This window comes from Streptomyces sp. NPDC048560, assembly GCF_040650955.1.
Classification (GTDB): Bacteria; Actinomycetota; Actinomycetes; order Streptomycetales; family Streptomycetaceae; genus Streptomyces.
The window spans coordinates 262140-283588 of the sequence record NZ_JBEZIJ010000007.1 but is presented as its reverse complement, the minus strand read 5'-3'; the positions used below and the strand labels follow the sequence as shown (position 1 = coordinate 283588).

The 21449-nt window shown below is 72.1% G+C and carries 21 protein-coding genes; 6 read left to right on the top strand and 15 right to left on the bottom strand.

What is annotated here, in order from left to right; translation table 11 throughout:
• Positions 1-54 precede the first annotated feature (54 nt).
• Together AB0C82_RS20525 and AB0C82_RS20520 are read right to left on the bottom strand one after the other, a co-directional pair.
• Positions 55-1761, bottom strand: coding sequence for a PQQ-binding-like beta-propeller repeat protein (locus tag AB0C82_RS20525; RefSeq protein WP_362843842.1), 1707 nt, complete (start codon positions 1759-1761; stop codon positions 55-57).
• Positions 1762-1842: 81 nt separating this feature from the next.
• Positions 1843-3660 carry an ABC-F family ATP-binding cassette domain-containing protein gene (locus tag AB0C82_RS20520; RefSeq protein ID WP_362843839.1) on the bottom strand — a complete coding sequence of 606 codons (1818 nt, stop codon included), beginning with the start codon at positions 3658-3660 and terminating at the stop codon, positions 1843-1845.
• Positions 3661-3807: 147 nt separating this feature from the next.
• Here AB0C82_RS20520 and AB0C82_RS20515 point away from each other — a divergent pair, with 147 nt between their 5' ends.
• Entirely contained in the window at positions 3808-4473 is a 666-nt protein-coding gene (locus tag AB0C82_RS20515) for a lipoprotein (protein ID WP_362843837.1), read from the top strand.
• Between the two features lie 32 nt (positions 4474-4505).
• On the opposite strand, the gene AB0C82_RS20510 is transcribed toward AB0C82_RS20515, so the two are convergent.
• The 6 genes from AB0C82_RS20510 to rsmI form a co-directional block, all read right to left on the bottom strand.
• Complete coding sequence (locus AB0C82_RS20510) at positions 4506-5438, bottom strand: 4-(cytidine 5'-diphospho)-2-C-methyl-D-erythritol kinase (RefSeq protein ID WP_362843833.1); 933 nt, start codon at positions 5436-5438, stop codon at positions 4506-4508.
• On the bottom strand, positions 5435-6319 hold the full coding sequence (gene rsmA, locus AB0C82_RS20505; RefSeq protein ID WP_362843830.1) for a 16S rRNA (adenine(1518)-N(6)/adenine(1519)-N(6))-dimethyltransferase RsmA: 885 nt from the start codon (positions 6317-6319) through the stop codon (positions 5435-5437). The genes AB0C82_RS20510 and rsmA overlap by 4 nt, the downstream gene beginning before the upstream one ends.
• The gene (locus AB0C82_RS20500) at positions 6316-7587 is read right to left on the bottom strand and encodes a ubiquitin-like domain-containing protein (protein ID WP_362843827.1); all 1272 of its coding nucleotides are present in this window, start codon (positions 7585-7587) and stop codon (positions 6316-6318) included. Before AB0C82_RS20500 ends, rsmA begins: the two co-directional genes overlap by 4 nt.
• A gap of 287 nt (positions 7588-7874) precedes the next feature.
• Positions 7875-8741: a TatD family hydrolase gene (locus tag AB0C82_RS20495; protein WP_362843824.1), complete on the bottom strand. Its 867-nt coding sequence runs from the start codon at positions 8739-8741 to the stop codon at positions 7875-7877.
• Between the two features lie 33 nt (positions 8742-8774).
• The gene (locus AB0C82_RS20490; RefSeq protein WP_362843821.1) at positions 8775-9164 is read right to left on the bottom strand and encodes a hypothetical protein; all 390 of its coding nucleotides are present in this window, start codon (positions 9162-9164) and stop codon (positions 8775-8777) included.
• 165 nt (positions 9165-9329) lie between these two features.
• On the bottom strand, positions 9330-10220 hold the full coding sequence (gene rsmI / locus AB0C82_RS20485; protein ID WP_362843818.1) for a 16S rRNA (cytidine(1402)-2'-O)-methyltransferase: 891 nt from the start codon (positions 10218-10220) through the stop codon (positions 9330-9332).
• Positions 10221-10273: 53 nt separating this feature from the next.
• Between rsmI and AB0C82_RS20480 the strand changes: the two genes are divergently transcribed.
• Together AB0C82_RS20480 and AB0C82_RS20475 are read left to right on the top strand one after the other, a co-directional pair.
• Positions 10274-12049 carry a phospholipid carrier-dependent glycosyltransferase gene (locus AB0C82_RS20480; RefSeq protein ID WP_362843815.1) on the top strand — a complete coding sequence of 592 codons (1776 nt, stop codon included), beginning with the start codon at positions 10274-10276 and terminating at the stop codon, positions 12047-12049.
• Between the two features lie 103 nt (positions 12050-12152).
• Entirely contained in the window at positions 12153-13787 is a 1635-nt protein-coding gene (locus AB0C82_RS20475) for a penicillin-binding transpeptidase domain-containing protein (RefSeq protein ID WP_362843812.1), read from the top strand.
• A 10-nt stretch (positions 13788-13797) separates the two neighbouring features.
• Here the strand turns inward: AB0C82_RS20475 and AB0C82_RS20470 are convergent, their stop codons facing one another.
• Complete coding sequence (locus AB0C82_RS20470) at positions 13798-14382, bottom strand: 3'-5' exonuclease (RefSeq protein WP_362843809.1); 585 nt, start codon at positions 14380-14382, stop codon at positions 13798-13800.
• 105 nt (positions 14383-14487) lie between these two features.
• On the opposite strand from AB0C82_RS20470, the gene AB0C82_RS20465 reads away from it, so the two are divergent.
• Complete coding sequence (locus AB0C82_RS20465; protein ID WP_362843807.1) at positions 14488-15009, top strand: YbaK/EbsC family protein; 522 nt, start codon at positions 14488-14490, stop codon at positions 15007-15009.
• Positions 15006-15857 carry a DMT family transporter gene (locus AB0C82_RS20460; RefSeq protein WP_362843805.1) on the top strand — a complete coding sequence of 284 codons (852 nt, stop codon included), beginning with the start codon at positions 15006-15008 and terminating at the stop codon, positions 15855-15857. Before AB0C82_RS20465 ends, AB0C82_RS20460 begins: the two co-directional genes overlap by 4 nt.
• 7 nt (positions 15858-15864) lie before the next feature.
• Here the strand turns inward: AB0C82_RS20460 and sigJ are convergent, their stop codons facing one another.
• A complete protein-coding gene (sigJ, locus tag AB0C82_RS20455; protein ID WP_362843802.1) occupies positions 15865-16812 on the bottom strand; it encodes an RNA polymerase sigma factor SigJ in 948 nt (315 codons plus the stop codon).
• A gap of 146 nt (positions 16813-16958) precedes the next feature.
• Between sigJ and AB0C82_RS20450 the strand changes: the two genes are divergently transcribed.
• Complete coding sequence (locus tag AB0C82_RS20450; protein ID WP_362843799.1) at positions 16959-17363, top strand: hypothetical protein; 405 nt, start codon at positions 16959-16961, stop codon at positions 17361-17363.
• A 15-nt stretch (positions 17364-17378) separates the two neighbouring features.
• Here AB0C82_RS20450 and AB0C82_RS20445 read toward each other — a convergent pair whose 3' ends face one another.
• From AB0C82_RS20445 to cbiQ, 5 genes are all read right to left on the bottom strand, one after another.
• On the bottom strand, positions 17379-18179 hold the full coding sequence (locus tag AB0C82_RS20445) for an SDR family NAD(P)-dependent oxidoreductase (protein ID WP_362843796.1): 801 nt from the start codon (positions 18177-18179) through the stop codon (positions 17379-17381).
• The gene (locus AB0C82_RS20440) at positions 18176-19339 is read right to left on the bottom strand and encodes a serine hydrolase domain-containing protein (RefSeq protein WP_362844223.1); all 1164 of its coding nucleotides are present in this window, start codon (positions 19337-19339) and stop codon (positions 18176-18178) included. Before AB0C82_RS20440 ends, AB0C82_RS20445 begins: the two co-directional genes overlap by 4 nt.
• 98 nt (positions 19340-19437) lie before the next feature.
• On the bottom strand, positions 19438-19923 hold the full coding sequence (locus tag AB0C82_RS20435) for a MarR family transcriptional regulator (RefSeq protein WP_362843793.1): 486 nt from the start codon (positions 19921-19923) through the stop codon (positions 19438-19440).
• Entirely contained in the window at positions 19920-20699 is a 780-nt protein-coding gene (locus tag AB0C82_RS20430) for an ABC transporter ATP-binding protein (RefSeq protein ID WP_362843790.1), read from the bottom strand. The genes AB0C82_RS20435 and AB0C82_RS20430 overlap by 4 nt, the downstream gene beginning before the upstream one ends.
• The gene (gene cbiQ / locus AB0C82_RS20425) at positions 20687-21448 is read right to left on the bottom strand and encodes a cobalt ECF transporter T component CbiQ (protein ID WP_362843787.1); all 762 of its coding nucleotides are present in this window, start codon (positions 21446-21448) and stop codon (positions 20687-20689) included. The genes AB0C82_RS20430 and cbiQ overlap by 13 nt, the downstream gene beginning before the upstream one ends.
• Position 21449 lies beyond the last annotated feature (1 nt).

The window sequence follows — 21449 nt, the reverse complement described above, 5'->3', positions numbered from 1 at the left end:
GGGAGAACCGCCCCGTGATGCCTCCGTTATGCCCCGGCCGGACCTGAGAGCCTGTCAGTCACCGAAGACGATCATCGTCCGCAGTGCCACCTCTTCCTCATCGGTGACCCCGGTGACGTACGCGTGCATCAGCAGGGAGCGCCCGTTGGTGTAGACGACCCGGGGGTCGAAGAAGCCGCGCTCCACGGCGGCCCCCGCCGACGGATGCCGCAGAACGGTCCGCGAGGCGCCGTCGGCGGGCGCGAGCGAGACGATCCCGCCGCCCTCGGCCTTGTGGTCGCCCTCTCCCGGTGAGAGGTGGGTCAGCACCTCGCCGCCCTCCGCCCGTATGGGCATCAGGGTCTGGCCGGCGGGCGAGGGCGTCTTCCAGATGGCCTTGCCGGTGTCCAGGTCGAAGGCCACCACCGCGTTGCTCGACGCGGTTTCGGCGAACACCGGCTTCGTCGCCAGGTAGACGGCGTCGGCATCGGCCGTGACGCCCAGGCAGTTGTCGATGTTCTTGCCCCGGGTGAGGAGGTCGCTGCTGCACCGCGTCGCGTAGTCGCCGGAGCCGCCGACGAGCTGGGAGCGGTACGTGCCGTCGTCGTTGAGGATGACGACGGCCCACCCGTCCGTCTTCCGCAGGGAGACGACGATCGGGCTGACCGAGTAGAACTGGTCGACCTTCCAGCCCTTCTTGACCTTGTACGTCCACGCGACCTTGCCGGTCGCCGGGTCGATCCGCTGCACCAGCTGCTCGGCGTGGTCGTCCGCCGCGGTCTGACAGCTGGCGGCCGCGACCGGTACCGCTCCACTGGCGAAGGCGAACGGCTGGCAGTTCGTGGGCAGTTTGTCCCACAGCTGCTTTCCGTCACTGATCCGGAAGGCGTTGGTCCTGCTGGTGCGCCCCACCGTCACGGTGGGGCCGTTGATCGCCATCTGGACGTCGGAGAGCTCGTCCCAGACACCCGAGCGCACGTAGGACCTGTGCCAGCCCGCCTTCCCGGTGGTGAGGTCGACCATCTGGAGGTCCTGGCAGAACGCCTTGCTCCCGATGCCGTCCTCGATCCCGAGCACGAGCTTGCCGTCGGTGGACGCCTGGGTGGGCGCCGCGCAGACCTCGCCCGTGAGGCGCAGGCTCCACTTCTCCTTGCCGTCGGCGAGCGAATAGGCGGACACCGTGCGGTACATGGCCTTCACGACGGTGTCGCCGACGATCCACGGACCGTGGGCGTCGAAGCCGTTGCGGGGCAGGTCGACGCCGTTCCGCTGGATCCAGCGGACCTTCGCCTCGCCCGGCTTGCGACCGGAGTTGAGCTTCGCGGCGAGCGCGAGGTCGGTCGTACCGGCCTCCGGCTTCTCCCCGCCCTTCTCCCCGCCCTTGCCGCCGCCCACTGGCGACGGCGAGGAGGAGGAGCTCTTCCCGGCGGCCGGCTTCTTCGCGCCGTCACCACCGCCACCCGTGGCGAACCAGACGCCGCCGCCCGCGAGGAGCGCCACGACGAGCACCCCGGCCACGACGAGGAGCGGCTTCCTCCCGGAGCGGGACGGGGGCCGCGGCGGGACCGGGGGCCCGGGCTGCGCGGAGCCGTAGGCGGGCTGCCCGAAACCCGGTTGCCCGTACGCCGGTTGCCCGTACGCCGGTTGCGCGTGCGGCTGCCCGTATCCGGGCCGCCCCTGTTCCCCGTACGTCCCGGGTGGCCCGCCGAACCGCCCGGGCTCAGGCTCGTAGGGGGCTCCGAAGACTCCCTGCGGCGGCTGCTGGCCGGGCGGCTGGCTCATCGGTGCGTTCCCCCTGGGTGCGTTCCGGGCAAGGTTTCTTTCTATCACCCGTCCCGGACGCACCACTGGTCACACCGACTGTCAGGCGTCCTCGGCCAGTTCGAGCCAGCGCATCTCCAGGACGTCGCGCTCCGCGACCAGTTCACGCAGCTCGGCGTCGAGCTTCGCGACCTTCCCGAAGTCGGTCGAGTTGTCGGCGATCTGCGCGTGCAGGGTCGTTTCCCTCGTCGACATCTTCTCCAGCTGGCGCTCGACCTTCTGGAGCTCCTTCTTCGCGGCACGCGCGGCCTGCGGCGACATGGTCTCGGCCGGGGCGGCCTTCGCGCCGGACGGCATGGAATGGGAGGCCGGGGTGGCGGTCTCCTCCATCCGCTGCCTGCGCTCCAGGTACTCGTCGATCCCGCGCGGCAGCATCCGCAGCGCACGGTCGCCGAGCAGGGCCATCACCTTGTCGGTGGTCCGCTCGATGAAGAACCGGTCGTGGGAGATCACGATCATCGACCCGGGCCAGCTGTCGAGGAGGTCCTCCAGCTGCGTCAGGGTCTCGATGTCGAGGTCGTTGGTGGGCTCGTCGAGGAAGAGGACGTTCGGCTCGTCCATCAGGAGACGCAGGATCTGGAGCCTGCGCCGCTCGCCACCGGACAGGTCACCGACGGGCGTCCACTGCTTCTCCTTGGTGAAGCCGAACTGCTCGCAGAGCTGCCCCGCAGTCATCTCCCGGCCCTTGCCGAGGTCGACGCGGTCCCGGACCTGCTGGACGGCCTCCAGCACCCGCAGGTTCGGGTTGAGCTCGGCGACCTCCTGCGAGAGGTAGGCGAGCTTGACCGTCTTGCCGACGACGACCTTGCCCGCGGCGGGCTGCTCGTCGCCCTGCGTACGGCTGGCCTCGGCGAGCGCCCGCAGCAGTGAGGTCTTGCCAGCGCCGTTGATCCCGACCAGGCCGATCCGGTCGCCGGGGCCGAGCTGCCAGGTGAGGTTGGTGAGCAGCGTCTTGGGTCCGGCCTGGACCGTCACGTCCTCCAGCTCGAAGACGGTCTTGCCGAGCCGGGCGTTGGCGAACTTCATCAGCGCGCTGGTGTCGCGCGGCGGCGGCACGTCGGCGATCAGTTCGTTGGCCGCCTCGATGCGGTAGCGCGGCTTGGACGTACGGGCGGGGGCACCGCGCCGCAGCCAGGCGAGCTCCTTGCGCATCAGGTTCTGCCGCTTGCCCTCCTCGGTGGCGGCGATCCGCTCCCGCTCGGCCCGCGCGAAGACGTAGTCGCTGTAGCCGCCCTCGTACTCGTGGACCGCACCGCGCTGGACGTCCCACATGCTGGTGCAGACCTGGTCGAGGAACCACCGGTCGTGAGTGACGCAGACCAACGCCGAGCGGCGGTTCCGCAGATGGCCGGCCAGCCAGGAGATGCCCTCGACGTCGAGGTGGTTGGTGGGCTCGTCCAGGACGATCAGGTCCGGCTCGCCGATGAGCAGCTTGGCGAGCGCGATACGGCGCCGCTCGCCACCGGAGAGAGGGGCGATGACGGTGTCGAGGCCGTGCTCGAAGCCGGGGAGGGCGAGGCCGCCGAAGAGTCCGGTGAGCACGTCACGGATCTTGGCGCTGCCCGCCCACTCGTGGTCGGCGAGATCGCCGATGACCTCGTGGCGGATGGTCGCCTTCGGGTCGAGGGAGTCGTGCTGGGTGAGGACACCGAGGCGCAGACCGCCGTTGTGCGTGACGCGTCCGGTGTCCGCGTCCTCCAGCTTGGCGAGCATCCGGATGAGAGTCGTCTTGCCGTCGCCGTTACGGCCGACCACACCGATCCGGTCGCCCTCGGACACCCCGAGGGATACACCGTCGAGCAGGGCACGGGTGCCGTACACCTTGCTGACCTGCTCGACATTGACCAGATTGACGGCCATTTCACTCCTGCCTGGGGGGTCCCTGCGTCGGGGACCGCTCGAAGTCCCAGGGTAGTCGCCGTGGGAGGTGCGATAGCGTGCGGCGATCGATCTTGGGGAGTAACCCCAGGTCGGAGCGGTGGGGAACATCTCAGGGGTGGGGACTTCATGAAGAAGCGGTACGCGGTCCGGGCTCTGGTCCCGGCGGTCCTGGCAACGCTGGCGCTGAGCGGCTGCGGGTCTTCGGACAGCGGTACGGACGGCGGTGAGGCGACCGCGAAGCAGCCCTCGCAGCAGGGGACGACCGGGGCGGCCGACTCCGCCGCCGGGAAGCCGGTCACCGCAGGAGGCACACTCGGCGCGGCCGGTTCGGCCTGCCCGATGCCGGTCACCTTCGACTTCGCGGCGTCCTGGACGCCCGAGGCCGTCGAGGTGGACCCCGGCTCGGAACTGGCCGCGCTGGGTCAGCAGGGCCCGGTCACGATGATCTGCGAGATCGACGCGAAGCCCGCCGGGAACATCGGCTACCTCCGCGTATGGGCCGGCGAGCCGTCCGGCAGCGAGCCGCGCGCGGTCCTCGAAGCCTTCCTCGCGGCCGACGAGAGCGCGGGGAAGGCCGCGTACACGGAGGTCCGGGCCGGTTCCCTGGCCGCCTCCGAGGTGACGTACACCGTGAGCAGCGAGCTGCTGGACGAGCCGAAGACCGAACGGGCCTTCGCGGTCGTCACGCCGGACGGCCCGGTCGTGGTGCACCTGGGCGGCCTCGACACCGGCGAGCACGAGCAGATGCTGCCCGCGTACGAGCTGGCGAAGAAGACCCTGAAGGCCGGCTGACGCCTTCCGGAGCCCGGGGCCCGCCGGACCGGTCAGGGCCGGTCGGGCCCGGGCGGGCCCTTACGGTTCAGGACCCTGGCACCCGGCGCCGGGGAAACCGCCGCCCGCGCGGTCCTGCACGTCCCGGAGGTGACCAGCGCCTGGGCCACCTTCTGCGCCGACTCCTCGTCCGCCACCAGGAACGCGGTGGTGGGGCCGGAGCCCGAGACCAGGGTGGCCAGCGCGCCCGCGGCGGTGCCCGCGGCGAGGGTGTCGGCCAGCGAGGGGCGCAGGGAGAGGGCGGCTGCCTGGAGGTCGTTGCTCAGGGCGTCCGCGAGTGCGCCGGTGTCCCCGGCCCGCAGCGCGGCCAGGAGCGGGGCGGACGCGGTGGGCTCCGGGACGTCCGTACCCGCGCTGAGCCGGTCGAACTCGCCGTAGACCGCCGGGGTGGACAGCCCGCCGTCCGCGACCGCGAAGACCCAGTGGAAGGTGCCCCCGACCTCGATCGGCGTCAGCTGCTCACCGCGTCCCACGCCGAGTGCGGCCCCGCCGACCAGGCTGAACGGGACGTCGCTGCCCAGCTCCGCGCAGAGCGCGAGGAGTTCCTCGCGGGTGGCGCCGGTGGACCAGAGGGCGTCGCAGGCCAGCAGGGCGGCGGCGCCGTCGGCACTGCCGCCCGCCATGCCGCCCGCCACGGGAATGTCCTTGGCGATGTGGATGTGCACATCGGGCGCGAGGCCGTACCGCTCGGCCAGCGCGATCGCGGCACGGGCTGCGAGGTTCGTGGCGTCCAGCGGGACCTGCGCGGCGTCCGGACCCGAGCAGGTGACCGTCAGCCGCTCGGCGGGGGTGACGGTGACCTCGTCGTACAGACCGACGGCGAGGAAGACGTTGGCCAGGTCGTGGAAGCCGTCGGGGCGGGGAGCGCCGACCGCGAGCTGCGCGTTGACCTTGGCGGGGACGCGGACGGTGACACTTCGGGTCATGCGGACGGCTCCGGCGTGCTCTGCGGCTTATTCTCGGCGATCGCGGCGAACTCCTCGACCGTCAGCGCCTCGCCGCGTGCCTGCGGCGAGATCCCGGCCGCGACGAGCGCGGCCTCGGCGGCGGGCGCGGAGCCCGCCCAGCCGGACAGGGCGGCGCGCAGCGTCTTGCGGCGCTGGGCGAACGCGGCGTCGACGACCGCGAAGACCTCGGTACGGCTCGCGCTGGTCCTGATCGGTTCCGTGCGCCGCACCAGCGACACCAGCCCCGAGTCGACGTTCGGCGCCGGCCAGAAGACCGTGCGGCCGATGGACCCGGCGCGCTTGACGTCGGCGTACCAGTTCGCCTTGACCGACGGCACACCGTAGACCTTGTTGCCCGGCTTGGCTGCCAGCCGGTCGGCGACCTCGGCCTGCACCATCACCAGGGTCCGCTCGATGCTCGGGAAACGCTCGAGCATGGTGAGCAGGACCGGCACGGCCACGTTGTACGGAAGGTTGGCCACCAGCGCGGTGGGCGGCGGGCCCGGCAGCTCACGGACCAGCATCGCGTCGGAGTGGACGAGCGAGAACCGGTCGGCGCGCTGCGGCATCCGGGCCGTGACCGTGGCGGGCAGCGCACCCGCGAGCACGTCGTCGATCTCGACGGCGACGACGCGGTCGGCGGCCTCCAGCAGCGCCAGGGTCAGCGAACCCAGCCCCGGCCCCACCTCGACCACGACGTCGTCGGGGCGCACCTCGGCGGTGCGCACGATCCGGCGGACGGTGTTGGCGTCGATGACGAAGTTCTGACCGCGCTGCTTGGTCGGGCGTACGCCCAGTTTCGCTGCCAGGTCGCGGATGTCTGCGGGGCCCAGGAGGGCGTCGGGCTCAGTGCTGCTCACTCGCTAAGCCTACGGCCGCAGTGCGGCCACGGACTCGCCCCCCGTTGCACGTAGAGCTTCTTCGCCCGGTAGGTCTGCTCGGACGCGGAGGCGTCCTGGGGTCTGCCGGTGCCGCCGAGGGACTGCCAGGTCTGGGTGTCGAACTGGTACAGGCCGCCGTACGTACCGCTGGGGTCGACGGCGTCCGCGCGGCCACCGGACTCGCAGGCGGCGAGTCCGCTCCAGTTCAGGCCGTCCGCTCCCGCCACCGCGTCCGGGAGCTTCTTGGTGCCGACGCGCACGATGCGGCTCACCGGTTCGCGCAGGGTCTCCTCGCCGGTCCTGCGCGGTTTGTGCTTGACGCCGTTGACGGTGCGCAGGGCGTACGTGACGCGGCGGACGCCGTTGCGCCCGTTGCGTTCGACGACCTCCGTACCGGCGGCCAGGGTGGGGTCGTCGGTGCGCTCGACGGCGTAGGGGACGGTCTCCTCGCGCACTTCACGGGAGTCGGTGATCCGCATGACGGAGATCGTCTGCCCGTCACGCGGGAAGCTGTCGGGCGCCACGGAGGTGGTGTCCTGGTCCCGCAGCGTGATGCCGGCCTGTGCGATGGCCTCGCGGACGGTGGCGGCGTTGGTGCGCAGGGTGCGTTCGCGGCCGTCCGCCATGAAGGTCACGGTGCGTTCGGTGCGGATGTCGAGCGTCAGTCCGGTGCGGCCGATGCGGGAGGAGCGGGAGGCGGAGAGATACGCCCCCTCGGCCCGTACGCCGAACTGCCGCAGTGCCTCGTCGACGGTCTCGGCGGTCGTCCACACCTGGCGGCGGGTGCCGTCGAGGGTGAGGGTGACGGGGCGCCCGTAGCGGACGACGACCTCGTCGCCGCTGTCCAGTTCCGCGCCCGGGGCGGGGGCCACGAGGTCGTGTTCGCCGATGGCGACGCCCTCGTCCGCGAGCAGCTCACCGACGTCGTCGGCGAAGGTGTGCAGGGTGCGGGGCTTTCCGTCGACGCTCAGCCGGACGGCCTTGTCGTGGACGACGAACGCCGAGGTGCCACCGGCCAGGAAGGCGACGACCAGGGCCTGCGGGACGAGCCGTCGAAGACCTTCGGCGCCCGCCGCGTTCCTGGTGCTCTTGCGGCGTCTGGAACCACGTCCGGTGCGGGTGACGCGCGTGCTGCCGGTGGCACGCCCGCCGCCACGTCCGGTGCCGGCGCTCACGGCACCGGCCGCCCGGCCGGTGGCGCCCTCGGCGCCGGCCGCCTGACGGGGCACCAGGGGCGTGTCGACCATGGTGGGGTCGTGGACGGCTAATCCGCTCCACGACGCGTCCACGAGCGTCGGCTCGTCGTGGAGGGAGGCGGGGGGTGCGACGGCGACCGGTGCGGCCGGTGTACGCCGACCGCCGCGCGCTGCACGGTGACTGCCCTGCGAATTGCTCACGACGCTCCAGAAGATCGGCCTTGCGATCCGAATGCGCGGGGACGATAGCGGAGCTTCGGTGACTCTCCAAAGCGATCCGGTAACCCAGCGTGTCCACTCGCCCTCGACAGGGACTCGGATGATCGCTCAGGAACCGCTCAGTAGTCGAATGCCCGTGCCGTGTTGGCGTGGATCGCCGCCGCCAGGGTGTCCTCGTCGACTCCCTTCACCTCGGCCATCGCGCGCAGCGTGACCGGAATGAGGTAGGGCGCGTTGGGCCGTCCGCGGTACGGGGCGGGGGTGAGGAAGGGGGCGTCCGTCTCGACCAGGACCAGTTCCGTCGGCGCGACGGCCAGGGCGTCGCGCAGCGGCTGTGCGTTCTTGAAGGTGACGTTGCCGGCGAACGACATGAAGTATCCGGCGGCCGCGCAGATCCGGGCCATCTCGGCGTCGCCCGAGTAGCAGTGGAAGACGGTCCGTTCGGGGGCGCCCGCGTCGGCGAGGATGCGCAGCACGTCCGCGTGCGCCTCGCGGTCGTGGATGACGAGGGCCTTGCCGTGGCGCTTGGCGATCTCGATGTGCGCGCGGAAGGACTCCTCCTGGGCGGCCATGCCCTCGGGACCCGTACGGAAGTGGTCGAGGCCGGTCTCGCCGACGCCGCGCACGTGGTCCAGGGCGGCCAGCGCGTCGATCTCGGCGAGGGCCTCGTCGAGCGCGGCCTTCCCGCCCGGCTCCCTGACGCCCTGACGCGCGGTGCCCTCCGGGTCGCCGTGCACGATGCGGGGCGCCTCGTTGGGGTGGAGGGCGACGGACGCGTGCACGGACGCGTGGGCCGCCGCGGTGTCGGCGGCCCAGCGCGAGCCGGCCACGTCGCAGCCGACCTGGATCACGGTCGTCACGTTGACGGCGGCGGCCCTGGCCAGGGCCTCCTCGACGGTCGCGTCCTGCATGTCGAGGTGGGTGTGCGAATCGGCTACCGGCACCCGCAGGGGCTCGGGCAGCGGCGGGGCTTCCGTACGGCTCATGCCCACGATCGTACGAGGATCATGGGCGGCGGCTCACTTGCGGTGGAAGGGGTGCAGCAGGTGCGAGAAGCGCCAGTGTTCCTCCGGCTCGGGCGAGGACCCGGGTGAGGACACCGACGACGACGCCGACACCGGCCCGGGGGCCGACGCGGTCCCCTCGGGAAGCTGGTTCTCCAGCAGTTGCTGGACGGTCGAGACCCGGCCGGCCCGCATGATCCTGACGACGTGCGCCCCGCAGTTGGCGCAGGTCGGCGTGGACAGCGGTGAGGGCACGCGCTGCCCGTCCGCCTTGTAGACGACGAACGCGTTGCCCGCACCGTCGACGTGGTGCTCGATCTCGTATGCCTGTTCCCAGCCGTATCCGCACCTCATGCACGCGAACGCGTACGCCTCATGCACGGTGGATGCTGCGATCTCGCTCATGCCTGCTCCTCTTGTCCGCCGGACAAGCACTCCGTGGAATGCGTCGCACCATCCAGTGGACGCCTTTCCCGGCGGGAGCGCACCAGGTCGAGCCGAGTGTTGGAGCGGTCTTGGCCTCGTCATGGCCAAGGGGCCCGGTACGCGACTCGGGCTTTACCTTTCAGGTTAGTGCTTGCCCTCGGCGGGGGCAGTTCGAGCCGCGTTCTTTGCCGCGACGACCGCATCGAACACCTCGCGCTTGGGCAGTCCGGCGTCGGCGGCGACCGCGGCGATCGCCTCCTTGCGACGCTCCCCCGCCTCCTCGCGCACCTGCACCCTGCGCACCAGCTCCTCGGCGTCCAGGCCCTCGCCGGCGGAGTCCGCGGCGCCTTCCACGACGACGGTGATCTCGCCGCGTACGCCCTCGGCCGCCCAGACGGCGAGCTCGCCGAGCGGGCCGCGCTTCACTTCCTCGTACGTCTTGGTCAGCTCGCGGCACACCGCGGCCCTGCGGTCGGCGCCGAACACCTCGGCCATCGCGGCCAGGGTGTCGTCGAGGCGGTGCGGGGCCTCGAAGAAGACCATCGTGCGGCGTTCGCCGGCGACCTCGCGGAGCTTGCCGAGGCGCTCGCCCGCCTTGCGGGGCAGGAAGCCCTCGAAGCAGAAGCGGTCGACGGGCAGGCCGGACAGGGCGAGCGCGGTCAGCACGGCCGAGGGGCCGGGCACGGCGGTGACCCTGATGTCCTTCTCCACCGCCGCGGCGACCAGCCGGTAGCCCGGGTCGGAGACGGACGGCATCCCGGCGTCGGTGACGAGCAGGACGCGGGCGCCTGCCGTCAGCGCCTCGACGAGTTCCGGCGTACGGGCCGTCTCGTTGCCCTCGAAGTAGGAGACGACACGCCCCGTGGTCTGGATGCCCAGCGCCTGGGTGAGACGGCGCAGCCGCCGGGTGTCCTCGGCGGCGACGATGTCGGCCGTCGACAGCTCGGCGGCGAGTCGTGGCGGGGCGTCCGCCACGTCGCCGATGGGGGTCCCTGCGAGTACCAGCGTTCCAGTCGATCCAGTCACAGGAGCCATCCTCCCAGCACGGGCGGCACCCTTCGCACAGATGCGTTCCCTACGATGGCGCGGTGACGAGTACTGCACCCGAAGCGCAGCAGGGCCAGGACGCCGGGGACGCCTACGGCGCGGAGCCGCCTGCCTGGCAGCAGCGGCTGCGCCGCTTCGGCCATGTACCCCGGCCGGAGACAGGGCTGCGTGAACGGCTGGTGCCGCCGTACACCCGCCCCGGAGCCCGGTTCTGGGCGGTACTCGCGGTGCCGCCGGCCCTGGCGGGCCGTCTGGTCCGCTGGTCCGCGTGGGGCGGGCCGCTGCTGGTGGCGCTGGTCGCCGGGCTGCTGCGGTTCTGGAACCTGGGCAAGCCGGACGCGGTGATATTCGACGAGACGTACTACGCGAAGGACGCCTGGGCGCTCGTCAACCAGGGGTACGAGGGTGCCTGGCCCAAGGACATCGACAAGTCGATTCTTGCCGATCCCTCGAAGGTACAGATCCCGGTGGACCCCGGTTACGTGGTACATCCGCCGGTCGGCAAGTGGATCATCGGGGCCGGTGAGCAGCTCTTCGGCTTCACGCCGTTCGGCTGGCGCTTCATGGTCGCGGTGCTCGGCACGCTCTCCGTGCTGATGCTCTGCCGCATCGGACGCAGGCTGTTCCGCTCCACGTTCCTGGGCTGTCTGGCGGGCACGCTGATGGCGGTGGACGGCCTGCACTTCGTGATGAGCCGCACGGCGCTGCTCGACCTGGTGCTGATGTTCTTCGTCCTCGCGGCCTTCGGATGCCTGGTGACCGACCGGGACCGGGCGCGCCGCAGACTGGCGGCCGCGCTCCCGGTCGACGCGGACGGGGTCATGCGCCCCGACGCGCGGATCGCGGAGACGCTGCGCCTGGGGTGGCGGCCGTGGCGGCTCATGGCGGGCCTGATGCTGGGACTGGCCTTCGGGACCAAGTGGAACGGTCTGTACATCCTCGCCGCGTTCGGTGTGATGACGGTCCTGTGGGACGTGGGCGCGCGACGCACGGCGGGCGCGGTGCAGCCGTACGTCGCCGTGCTGCGCAGGGACCTGCTGCCGGCGTTCGTCTCGACCGTGCCGGTCGCGATCGGCACGTATCTCGTGACGTGGACGGGCTGGATCGTCACGGACAAGGGCTACTACCGGAACTGGGCGGCGACCGAGGGCAAGGGCGGCTGGTTCACCTGGCTGCCCGACTGGCTGCGGAGCCTGTGGCACTACGAGTACCAGGTGTACGAGTTCCATGTGGGGCTGACCTCCGGGCACACGTACGAGTCCAATCCGTGGAGCTGGATCGTGCTCGGCCGCCCCGTCTCGTACTTCTACGAGGAGCAGGCGGGCTGTGCGGCGTCGGCGACGGGCAAGTGCGCGCGCGAGGTGCTGGCGATCGGCACTCCGATGCTCTGGTGGGCCTCGTGCTTCGCGCTGCTGTACGTGCTGTGGCGGTGGTTCTTCCGGCGTGACTGGCGCGCGGGCGCGATCGCGTGCGGCGTGGCGGCGGGCTGGGTGCCGTGGTTCTTCTACCAGGAGCGGACGATCTTCCTGTTCTACGCGGTCGTCTTCGTGCCCTTCCTGTGCCTGGCGGTGACGATGATGATCGGCGCGATGATCGGGCCCGCGGCGCAGGTGCGGCCCGGGAAGGACCTGGGCGGGCCGGGCCTGGCGACGGGCGATCCGTCCGGCGAACGCCGGCGGACTCTGGGGGCGGTGGCCGCCGGGGTTCTGGTGCTGCTGATCGTCTGGAACTTCGTGTACTTCTGGCCGCTGTACACGGGCACGTCCATCCCGGACACGTCGTGGCGCGACCGGATGTGGCTCGACACGTGGGTCTGATCCCGGTCCCGTAACAGCCGCCCCACCCGTCTCAGTCTCCCGTAGAGTGCCGGGAAATCCCCCTTGAACACGTTCAAGGGGGCTCCTGGGGAGGGGACCGCAGATGCGCAGTGGGGCAAGGATCGCCGTCATAGGCGGCGTGTTCGCGCTGATGGCCGGGGGCGTCGGCTACGGCGCGTACACCGTGGTCGGGGGCGGCGGCGAGGACGACGGGCTGAGAACCACGGGCACCTCGTCGAAGGTGCGGACGGGGCCGCCCACCGAGGCGGAGATCACCGGGACCGCGAAGGATTTCCTGAAGGCGTGGGCGGCCGGTGACGCGACGGCCGCCTCCCTGCTCACCAACAACGAGGCCGGCGCCGCGCCCCTCCTCGCCGGCTACACCGAGGACGCCCGTGTCACCAGGGCCGTGATCACTCCCGGCCCCGCGGTGGGCACGAAGGTGCCGTTCACCGTGAAGGCGACGGTGTCGTACGAGGGCGTGAAGAAGACCCTGTCGTACGCCTCCGAGCTCACCGTGGTGCGGGGCCTGACCAGCGGGAAGGCTCTCGTCGACTGGGAGCCCACAGTGATCCACCCGCAGCTGACGGACGGCGCGACACTGCGGACGGGCCAGGCGTCGGCCCCGGAGATCAAGGCCGTCGACCGCAACGGCAAGGTCCTGGACAAGGAGACGTACCCGTCGCTGGCGCCGGTGCTGGCCTCGCTGCGGGAGAAGTACGGGGCGAGCAGCGGCGGCACGGCGGGCGTCGAGACCTGGATCGAACCGGAGGGGAGTTCGGCGCCGAGGACCACGCTGCTGACCCTGACGAAGGGGAAGCCGGGCAAGCTCCGTACGACGATCGAGGCCGGGGCGCAGGCGGCGGCCGAGCGGGCGGTGAAGCGGTACGACCAGGCGTCGGTGGTCGCGGTCCAGCCATCGACGGGCGCGATCAGCGCGGTCGCCAACAACCCGGTGACCGACTTCAACGCGGCGATGCAGGGCAAGCAGGCGCCCGGCTCCACACTGAAGATCGTGACCGCCGCGATGCTGATCGAGAAGGGCCTGGTCTCGGCGACCCGCCCGGTCGAGTGCCCCGAGGAAGTGATGTACGAGGGGAACACCTTCCACAACCTGAAGCGCTTCTCGCTCGCGGACACCGACACGTTCACGACGAGCTTCGCCCGCTCCTGCAACACCGCCTTCATCAAGAAGATCGACGAGGTGGACGACGACTCCGCACTCGGCAAGGAGGCCCGGGACGTCTTCGGGATCGGGCTCGACTGGAAGACCGGCATCTTCTCGACCGACGGCAGCATTCCCGAGGCGGTCGGCGGCGGGGCCGCGGCGCAGTACATCGGCCAGGGCACGGTCCAGATGAACGCCCTCAACATCGCGTCCATCACCGCGACCGCCCGCACCGGCACCTTCCGCCAGCCGGTCATCGTGCCGCAGTCCCTGGACGGCCGGCGGCTCGCCGTCGCCTCCCGGTCGCTCCCGGGCTACGTCACCGCGCAGCTCAACGCCATGATGCGGGCGACGGCCTCCTGGGGCACCGGCCAGGCCGCCATGGCCTCGGTCGGCGGCGACAAGGGCGCCAAGACGGGCTCGGCGGAGGTCGACGGACAGGCCGTGTCCAACAGCTGGTTCACCGGATTCAGCGATGACCTGGCCGCGGCGGCCGTCGTCCAGTCCGGCGGCCACGGCGGGGACGCGGCGGGCCCGGTGGTGGCGGCGGTCCTGAGCGCGGGACGCTGACGGTACGCCGCTACACGCCGGCCGGGCCCTCGGGACGGGCCGGCCAGCCGCCCTTCGCCGCCACGTCGAGCACCAGGGCGGCGATGTTCCACGCGTCGTCGTCGCCCCGGTGGTGGCGCCCCTCCAGCGGCAGACCGGCCACCTCAAGCGCCTGTGCCATGCCGGGGCGTCCACGGAGCCCGTAGGCGGCGGTGAACGCGACCTTGGCATTGGTGTGGCGCCGCCCGAACGGGTACGCGGTCCCGGTGGCGCGGCACTGTCGGGTGAACATGTCGCGGTCGTAGTCGCCCCAGCTGGCCCACGGAATCGCTCCGCTCCGGTGCTCGGCGGCCAGCACCCGGCACGCCTCGGCGAAGCCCGTGCCCGCGTCCACCTCGGCCTGTGTGAGCCCGGTCAGCCCGGTGCAGAAGGCACTCACCTCGGACCGCGCGGGCCGCACCAGGAGCCGGTGTCTCGCCAGCCGCCTGCCCGCCCGCAGATCGACGACGGTCAGCCCGATCTCGATGATCTCGCTGACCTGTCCCGGCGGCGGCCGCCCCTCCCAGCAGGTCGATTCGACGTCGATCACGTTGAGGAGGCGGACGTCCGTTTCCATGGGCGGAGCCTAGGCAGCGCACCGGTGCCGCGTCACCGGGATTTCGCCCGCCCACACTCCGGAACCGTGTCGCGTGCGCTGTACACCGACCGCTAGCGTGCGGGGATGAGCACACCCGAGACCACCCCGGCCGCCACCGCCGCACCGTCGTCGACGTGGGCCCACCCCCGCTTCGCCGAGGCCCTCCGCGAACTGGGCCTGGAGGTCGAGGTCCGCCGCTTCCCCGAGGCCACCCGCACCGCGGCGGAGGCCGCCGCGGCGATCGGCTGCGAGCTCAGCGCGATCGTGAAGTCTCTGATCTTCGAGGCGGACGGCGTACCTGTGCTCGTCCTCATGGACGGGGCCTCCCGGGTGGACGTGGACCTGGTGCGCCGCGAACTGTGCGCCGCGAAGGTCACCCGCCCCCGGGCCGACCTGGTCAGGGAGACGACCGGGTACGCGATCGGGGGCGTACCGCCCTTCGGCCACCGTACGAAGACCCGGGTCCTCGCCGACCGTGGGCTCCTCGGCCACGCGGTGGTGTGGGCGGCGGCGGGCACCCCGTACACCGTCTTCCCGCTCGACCCGAAGACCCTGATCGGGCACGCGGGCGGCACGCTGGTGGATGTGCGCGAGCAGACCACGTGACGCCGCTGGTCACGGTCGCGGTCCTGACAGCCGCGGTCACGCACGCCAGTTGGAACGCGATGGCCCACGCCCTCCGGGACCAGGTCCTCTCCTTCACCCTGATCTCCGGCGGCGGCGCACTGATCGGCGCGGCCGCCGCGGGCTTCGTCCCGCTTCCGGCGGCGGAGGCCTGGCCGTACCTGATCGCCTCCGCCGTCCTGCACGTCGGGTACATGGCGCTGCTGATGCGCTCGTTCACGCTGGGCGACTTCGGCCAGATGTATCCGATCGCACGGGGCACGGCCCCGCTCGTCGTGACGGTCCTGGCGGCCGTCTTCGTCGGCGAGGTCCCGGACGGGTGGGCGGCGGCGGGCGTGGTGGTCGCCTCGGCGGGACTGGTCGGGCTCGCCCTGTGGGGCATCCGGGGATCGGGGAAGCGCCCGCACTGGCCGGCCCTGACCGCCGCCCTGGCGACGGGCCTGGCGATCGCCGGGTACACGGTCGTCGACGGCGTGGGCGTACGCGCCTCCGGCTCGTCGCTCGGCTACGTGGCCTGGCTGATGATCCTGGAGGGCGTGGCCATCCCCGCGTACGCGCTGTACCGGCGCCGGGGCCTGCTGTTCACCCAGTTGCGCCCGTTCGCGCTCCGGGGACTGCTCGGCGCGGCGCTGTCGGTGACGGCGTACGGGCTGGTCCTGTGGGCCCAGACCAAGGCCCCGCTCGCCCCCATCGCGGCGCTGCGCGAATCGTCGATCATCGTGGGCGCGGCGATAGGGACCCTGTTCTTCAAGGAGCGCTTCGGCGCGCCGCGCATCGCGGCGGCGGGACTGATGGTGGTCGGCATCGGGCTGATGCTGCGCGCGAGCTGACCGGGGATCAGTCACCGGTCCTGTTCCAGGGCCGGAGCTTCTCCGGGTTGCGCACCGCCCAGATGCGCGTGACGCGCCCGCCGTCGAGGCCGAACGCGGCCACGGTCACCGTGACGCCGGTGTGCTGGGCGACCAGGCCGGGCAGACCGTTCACCGTCCGCTCCAGGAGCCTCAGCCCGGGAGCCCTCCCGGCGATGTGGATCAGATACGCGGCGATGCTCTCGCCGCCCTCGACGGGGTGCAGGACGGTGCCGACCAGGCCTCCGCCGTCGGCGACCATCGTCGCGCGGGGGTCGAGGAGGCCGACGAGGGCCTCGATGTCCTTGGCCTCCCACGCCTGCTTGAACTGCCGTACCAGAGCGGCCTGTCCTGCCGCCGGGGCGGCGGCGGGGGCCCCCGCCGCCCGGACCCGCTGACGGGCCGAGGAGGCCAGCTGCCGACAGCCCGCGGGCGTCCGGCCGACGATCTCCGCGATCTCGGCGAAGGGGTACCGGAAGACGTCGTGCAGAACGAACGCCACCCGCTCGGCCGGCGTCATCGACTCCAGTACGACGAGGAAGGCCATGTTCACCGACTCGTCCAGGGTGACCTGGTCGGCGGGGTCGGCCCGGCCGGCGCCCGCGCCCCGCCCGCCGAGCCACTCCGTACGGTCGGGCAGCGGCTCCGGAATCCAGGCGCCGACGTAGCGCTCGCGCCGAGCCCGCGCCGAGCCGAGCACGTCCAGGCACACGCGGCCGGCCACGGTCGTCAGCCAGGCGCCGGGCGACTCGACGGCCTGCCTGCGCCGAGGAGGCATCGCGTACCAGCGGGCGTACGTCTCCTGCACGGCGTCCTCGGCCTCGGCGAGCGAACCGAGCAGCCGGTAGGCGAGATCGACCAGCCGGCGCCGCTCGCCCGCGACCGTGTCCGGCGCCTGCTCGGACCGGCCCGTCGCCGGCGCGTTCGGGGTACTCATGGTCGCTGCCGCTCCCTGGCTCTTCTTCCCGTCCGCTTCCGCGACGGATGCGAGACCGGCGCCTCGCCTGACATTTCACGGGTCTGCGTCGTCAGGCTACCGAGACAGCACCGACCCGCCGCCACGGCGGCAGAGGAGACCTTGTGATGAGCACGCGGACGACGGCGGTACCCGGCGGACCGACCTTCCTTCAGGGCGCGATCGCGCTGCAGACCCTGTCCCTCTTCTTCCAGGCGGCCACCGCCGGAATGCTGCTGTCCTCGTCCCACGGCGCGCTGCTGCACGACGTCGGATCGCGCGTGATGTACGGGGCGTCGATGCTGTACGTACTCGCCGCGGTCCTGGCGTGGCGGCCCGGCGGCGGCTCGCCCCGCCCGATCCTGTACGCCTCCGGCTTCCTCGTACTCGCCTCGGCGCAGGTCGTGCTGGGTATCGCGCACATACCCTCGCTCCATGTCCCCCTGGGCGTCCTGATGTTCGGCCTGAGCACCCTGGCGCTCGGCCAGGAGGTGTCCAGCCGTCTGTCGGCGCGCCGGGGCGACCCGGCGTGAGGGCTGTCCCGTAGCTCACATCGGCGGGTTCGCCTGGCGGAAACCGGTGTTCACGGCCAGCAGGCCGCCGTCCACGCGCAGGGTCGTGCCGGTCACCCAGGACGCGTCGCGGGAGGCGAGGAAGGCGACCGCTGCCGCGATGTCGTCCGGCTCGCCGACCCGGCCGAGGGGGTAGAGCGGTCCCAGCAGGTCCAGTTGGGCCTCCCGGCCCGCCCAGGCGTCCGTGCGGACCGTGCCGGGGGCGATCAGGTTGACGCGGACGCCGCGGGGGGCCGCGTGGCCGGCGAGCGTACGGGTCAGACCGGCCAGTCCGGCCTTCGCGGCACTGTAGGCGTGGCCGCCGAAGTCCTGCTCGCCGTTGACGGAGCCGATGTTCACGATCGCGCCCCGGCCGGAGGCCACCAGGTGGGGCAGGGCGGCCCGGGAGCAGCGGAAGGGGCCCGACAGGGTGATGTCCAGGTCGCGTTGCCAGACCTCGTCCGTCTCGTCCTCGAAGAGCGGGGCGTCGGCGCCTGCCGAGCAGGCGTTGTTGACCAGGACGTCCAGGCGGCCGAAGCGGGAGACCGCGTGGGCGACGGCCGCCTCGACGGCCGACCGGTCGCCCACGTCGCAGGGGAAGGATTCGGCCGTGCCGCCCGTCTCCCGGATCTCCGCAGCCGCGGACTCCGCCCGGGCGCCGTCCAGATCGGTGATCAGGACGGCCGCGCCCTCCGACGCCAGGCGGCGGGCCGTGGCCGCGCCTATGCCCTGGCCGGCTCCGGTGATGAGCACGGAGTAGCCGTCGAACCGTGCGGTGGTCGGGGCAGGAGAAGTCATAGGGCAGACCGTACTGCTCCGACCAGGGCCTGGGCACGGGGATCGGCGGTAACTCCCTTCTGCAGACCGTTCGTCACATAGCCGAGCGCGATGCCCGATTCGGGGTCGGCGAACCCCAGCGAGCCGCCGCGTCCGGGGTGGCCGAAGGAGCCGGGGGCGAGGAGCGGGGCTGCCGGACCGTGCAGCATGAAGCCGAGTCCGAAGCGGGTGCTGACGACCAGGACGCGGTCCGGGCCCGCGGACTCCTCCGTGCGGGCCAGGGTGAGCGTGGCCGGGGCGAACAGCCGGTGGCCGTCGACTTCGCCGATCATCGCGGCGTAGCAGCGGGCAAGTCCCCGGGCGGTGGCGATGCCGTTGGACGCGGGGAGTTCGGCCGCACGGTAGGCGGCGTCGTTCTCGTCCGGCAGCGGGTCGATCGCACCGAACGCGCGGCGGGTCAGGGAGTCCGGGTCGCTGTACGCCTCGACGACGGACCGCTTGGGCCGCAGGCGCAGCGCACCGCTGCCTTCCCCAGCGGCCGGCGGTTCGACGGGCCCGATCCGGCCGATCCGGTGGGCCTCGTCGGCCGGGAGGCCGAACCAGAAGTCCAGGCCGAGGGGGCGGGCGATCTCCTCGGCGATCCAGCGCCCGACGGTGCGCCCGGTGACCCTGCGTACCAGTTCGCCCAGGAGCCAGCTGTACGTCTGCGCGTGGTAGCCGTGGTCGGTGCCGGGCTCCCACTCGGGGCGCTGGGCGGCGACCGCCCGGGGCCCGGACGTGCCGTCGGCCGCCTCGGCCGGTGTCAGGGGCCGGTCGAGCGCGGGCACCCCGGCCCGGTGGGCGAGCAGGTGGCGTACGAGGACGCGTTCCTTGCCGTTGGCCTTGAACTCCGGCCAGTACGTGCCGACCGGGGCGTCCAGGTCGAGCTGGCCGCGCTGGTGCAGCAGCAGGGGTACGGCGGCGGCGATGCCCTTGCCCGCCGAGCGGACGACCTGCACGGTGTCGACGGCCCACGGTTCGACGCCGTCGACATCTCTCGTACCGGCCCACAGATCGACGACCTTGCGGCCGTGCCGGTAGACGGTGACCGCCGCCCCGCGCTCGCCCCGCTGTTCGAAGTTGCGGACGAAAGCGTCCCTTACCGGTTCGAACCCGGGCGACACCGTGCCCCGTACATCCACGCCTGCTCCCGCACTCCCGCTCATCCCCCCATGGTGCATCGCGCCGCAGGTGAACGGTGTGCCGGGGCCGTGGACAAGATGTTTCGTCAGCCCCGGCGTCAGCGGCCTCCGGGGTGCTCCAGCCGGGCCGTCAGCCCGTGCAGTTCGGTGCGGAGCCTGGCCACGTCGACGGACGCCATCCCTGCGGCTTCGAGCAGTTCCCCGGGCACGCAGGCCGCCCGCTCGCGCAGGGCCGCGCCGTCGGCGGTCGGTTCGACGAGCACGGAGCGCTCGTCGGCGGGTGAGCGGACGCGGCGTACGAGACCGGCGCCCTCAAGCCGCTTCAGGAGGGGCGACAGGGTCCCGTAGTCGAGATGGAGGGAGCGGGCCAGCTCCTTGACGGGGAGTTCACCGCGCTCCCACAGCACCAGCATCACCAGGTACTGCGGGTAGGTGAGGCCGAGCTCGTCGAGGAGCGGCCGGTAGGCGGCTGTGACGGCGCGCTGGGCCGCGTACAGCGCGAAGCACAGCTGTTCGTCGAGGAGGAGCGAGGCCGCCTGCGGGTGGGGGCCGCGCGCGGCGGTGTCGGGAGCGTCCTTGGTCACGTGCCCATTGTCACGGAGCGCGGGTCGAAGCCGAACGGCAACTCCAGCCTGTGGGCGCGCATCAGGTCCTCGTCGCCGAGCAGGTCCTGGGTGCGGTCGTCGGCGGCGATGACTCCGTCACTGAGGATGACGGCGCGCGGGCAGAGCTCCAGGGCGTACGGGAGGTCGTGGGTGACCATCAGCACGGTGACGTCCAGGGAGCGCAGGATGTCGGCGAGTTCGCGCCGGGACGCGGGGTCCAGGTTGGAGGAGGGCTCGTCCAGGACGAGGATCTCCGGCTCCATGGCGAGGACGGTGGCCACGGCCACCCGGCGGCGCTGCCCGAAGGAGAGGTGGTGCGGGGGACGGTTCGCGTACTCCTCCATGCCCACCTGCCTGAGTGCGGTGTGGACGCGCTTCTCCAGTTCGGGGCCGCGCAGCCCGGAGGCGGCGGGTCCGAAGGCGACGTCCTCGCGGACGGTCGGCATGAAGAGCTGGTCGTCGGGGTCCTGGAAGACGATGCCGACGCGGCGGCGGATCTCCGCGAGGTTGCGCTTCTCGACGGGGAGCCCGGCGACCCGGACGGTGCCCGCGCCCGCGTCGAGGATGCCGTTGAGGTGGAGGACGAGCGTGGTCTTGCCCGCGCCGTTGGGGCCGAGCAGCGCGACGCGTTCGCCGCGTTCCACGGTGAGGTCGACGCCGAAGAGCGCCTGGTGGCCGTCGGGATAGGCGTACGCGAGGCCGCTGACCTCAAGGGAGGGCGCGGACGTGGTGGTCGGGCTGCTCATAGGGTCCATCCCAGCAGACAGATGACGAGGGCGAGGAGGGGGAGGGCGCCGGCGTAGGCCCACTGGACGCGGGAGGCCGTCACCTCGTCGATGACCGGCATGGTGCCGGTGTAGCCGCGGCTGACCATCGCGAGATGGACGCGTTCGCCGCGCTCGTAGGACCTGATGAAGAGGGCGCCCGCCGATTTGGCGAGGACACCCCACTGGCGTATGCCCCGGGCCTCGAATCCGCGGGAGCGGCGGGCGATCGACATCCGGCGCATCTCGCCGGTGATCACGTCCCCGTACCGGATCATGAACGAGGCGATCTGGACCAGCAGCGGCGGCAGCTTGAGCCGCTGCAGGCCGAGCAGCAGGGAGCGCAGTTCGGTGGTGGAGGCGAGGATCACCGAGGCGGCGACTCCGAGGGTGCCCTTGGCCAGGACGTTCCAGGCGCCCCAGAGGCCGGGGACGCTGACGGAGACGCCGAGGACCTCGGTCTGCTCACCGGGGACCACGAACGGCATGAGCACCGCGAAGGCCACGAACGGCACCTCGATGACCAGCCGCTTCAGGAGGAATCCGGCGGGGATGCGGGCCGCGGCGGCGACGGCCCCGAGCAGCACCGCGTAGAGCGCGAACGCCCAGACCGCCTCGCGCGGGGTGGAGACGACGACGAGCACGAAGCCGAAGACGGCGGCGAGCTTGCAGTGCGGCGGCAGGTCGTGGACCGGTGAGTGGGCGTGCCGGTAGAGCTTGTGCGTGTGGCCCGCACCCATG

Coding starts and splice junctions, on each gene's coding strand:
- rsmI (WP_362843818.1), bottom strand. CDS start 10,220: ATGGCTCCTGTGACTGGATCGACTGGAACGCTGGTACTCGCAGGGACC.
- AB0C82_RS20465 (WP_362843807.1), top strand. CDS start 14,488: ATGAGCACACCCGAGACCACCCCGGCCGCCACCGCCGCACCGTCGTCG.
- AB0C82_RS20470 (WP_362843809.1), bottom strand. CDS start 14,382: ATGGAAACGGACGTCCGCCTCCTCAACGTGATCGACGTCGAATCGACC.
- AB0C82_RS20495 (WP_362843824.1), bottom strand. CDS start 8,741: ATGAGCCGTACGGAAGCCCCGCCGCTGCCCGAGCCCCTGCGGGTGCCG.
- AB0C82_RS20520 (WP_362843839.1), bottom strand. CDS start 3,660: ATGGCCGTCAATCTGGTCAATGTCGAGCAGGTCAGCAAGGTGTACGGC.
- AB0C82_RS20475 (WP_362843812.1), top strand. CDS start 12,153: ATGCGCAGTGGGGCAAGGATCGCCGTCATAGGCGGCGTGTTCGCGCTG.
- cbiQ (WP_362843787.1), bottom strand. CDS start 21,448: ATGGGTGCGGGCCACACGCACAAGCTCTACCGGCACGCCCACTCACCG.
- AB0C82_RS20430 (WP_362843790.1), bottom strand. CDS start 20,699: ATGGACCCTATGAGCAGCCCGACCACCACGTCCGCGCCCTCCCTTGAG.
- AB0C82_RS20450 (WP_362843799.1), top strand. CDS start 16,959: ATGAGCACGCGGACGACGGCGGTACCCGGCGGACCGACCTTCCTTCAG.
- AB0C82_RS20500 (WP_362843827.1), bottom strand. CDS start 7,587: ATGGTCGACACGCCCCTGGTGCCCCGTCAGGCGGCCGGCGCCGAGGGC.
- AB0C82_RS20445 (WP_362843796.1), bottom strand. CDS start 18,179: ATGACTTCTCCTGCCCCGACCACCGCACGGTTCGACGGCTACTCCGTG.
- sigJ (WP_362843802.1), bottom strand. CDS start 16,812: ATGAGTACCCCGAACGCGCCGGCGACGGGCCGGTCCGAGCAGGCGCCG.
- AB0C82_RS20525 (WP_362843842.1), bottom strand. CDS start 1,761: ATGAGCCAGCCGCCCGGCCAGCAGCCGCCGCAGGGAGTCTTCGGAGCC.
- AB0C82_RS20515 (WP_362843837.1), top strand. CDS start 3,808: ATGAAGAAGCGGTACGCGGTCCGGGCTCTGGTCCCGGCGGTCCTGGCA.
- AB0C82_RS20490 (WP_362843821.1), bottom strand. CDS start 9,164: ATGAGCGAGATCGCAGCATCCACCGTGCATGAGGCGTACGCGTTCGCG.
- AB0C82_RS20510 (WP_362843833.1), bottom strand. CDS start 5,438: ATGACCCGAAGTGTCACCGTCCGCGTCCCCGCCAAGGTCAACGCGCAG.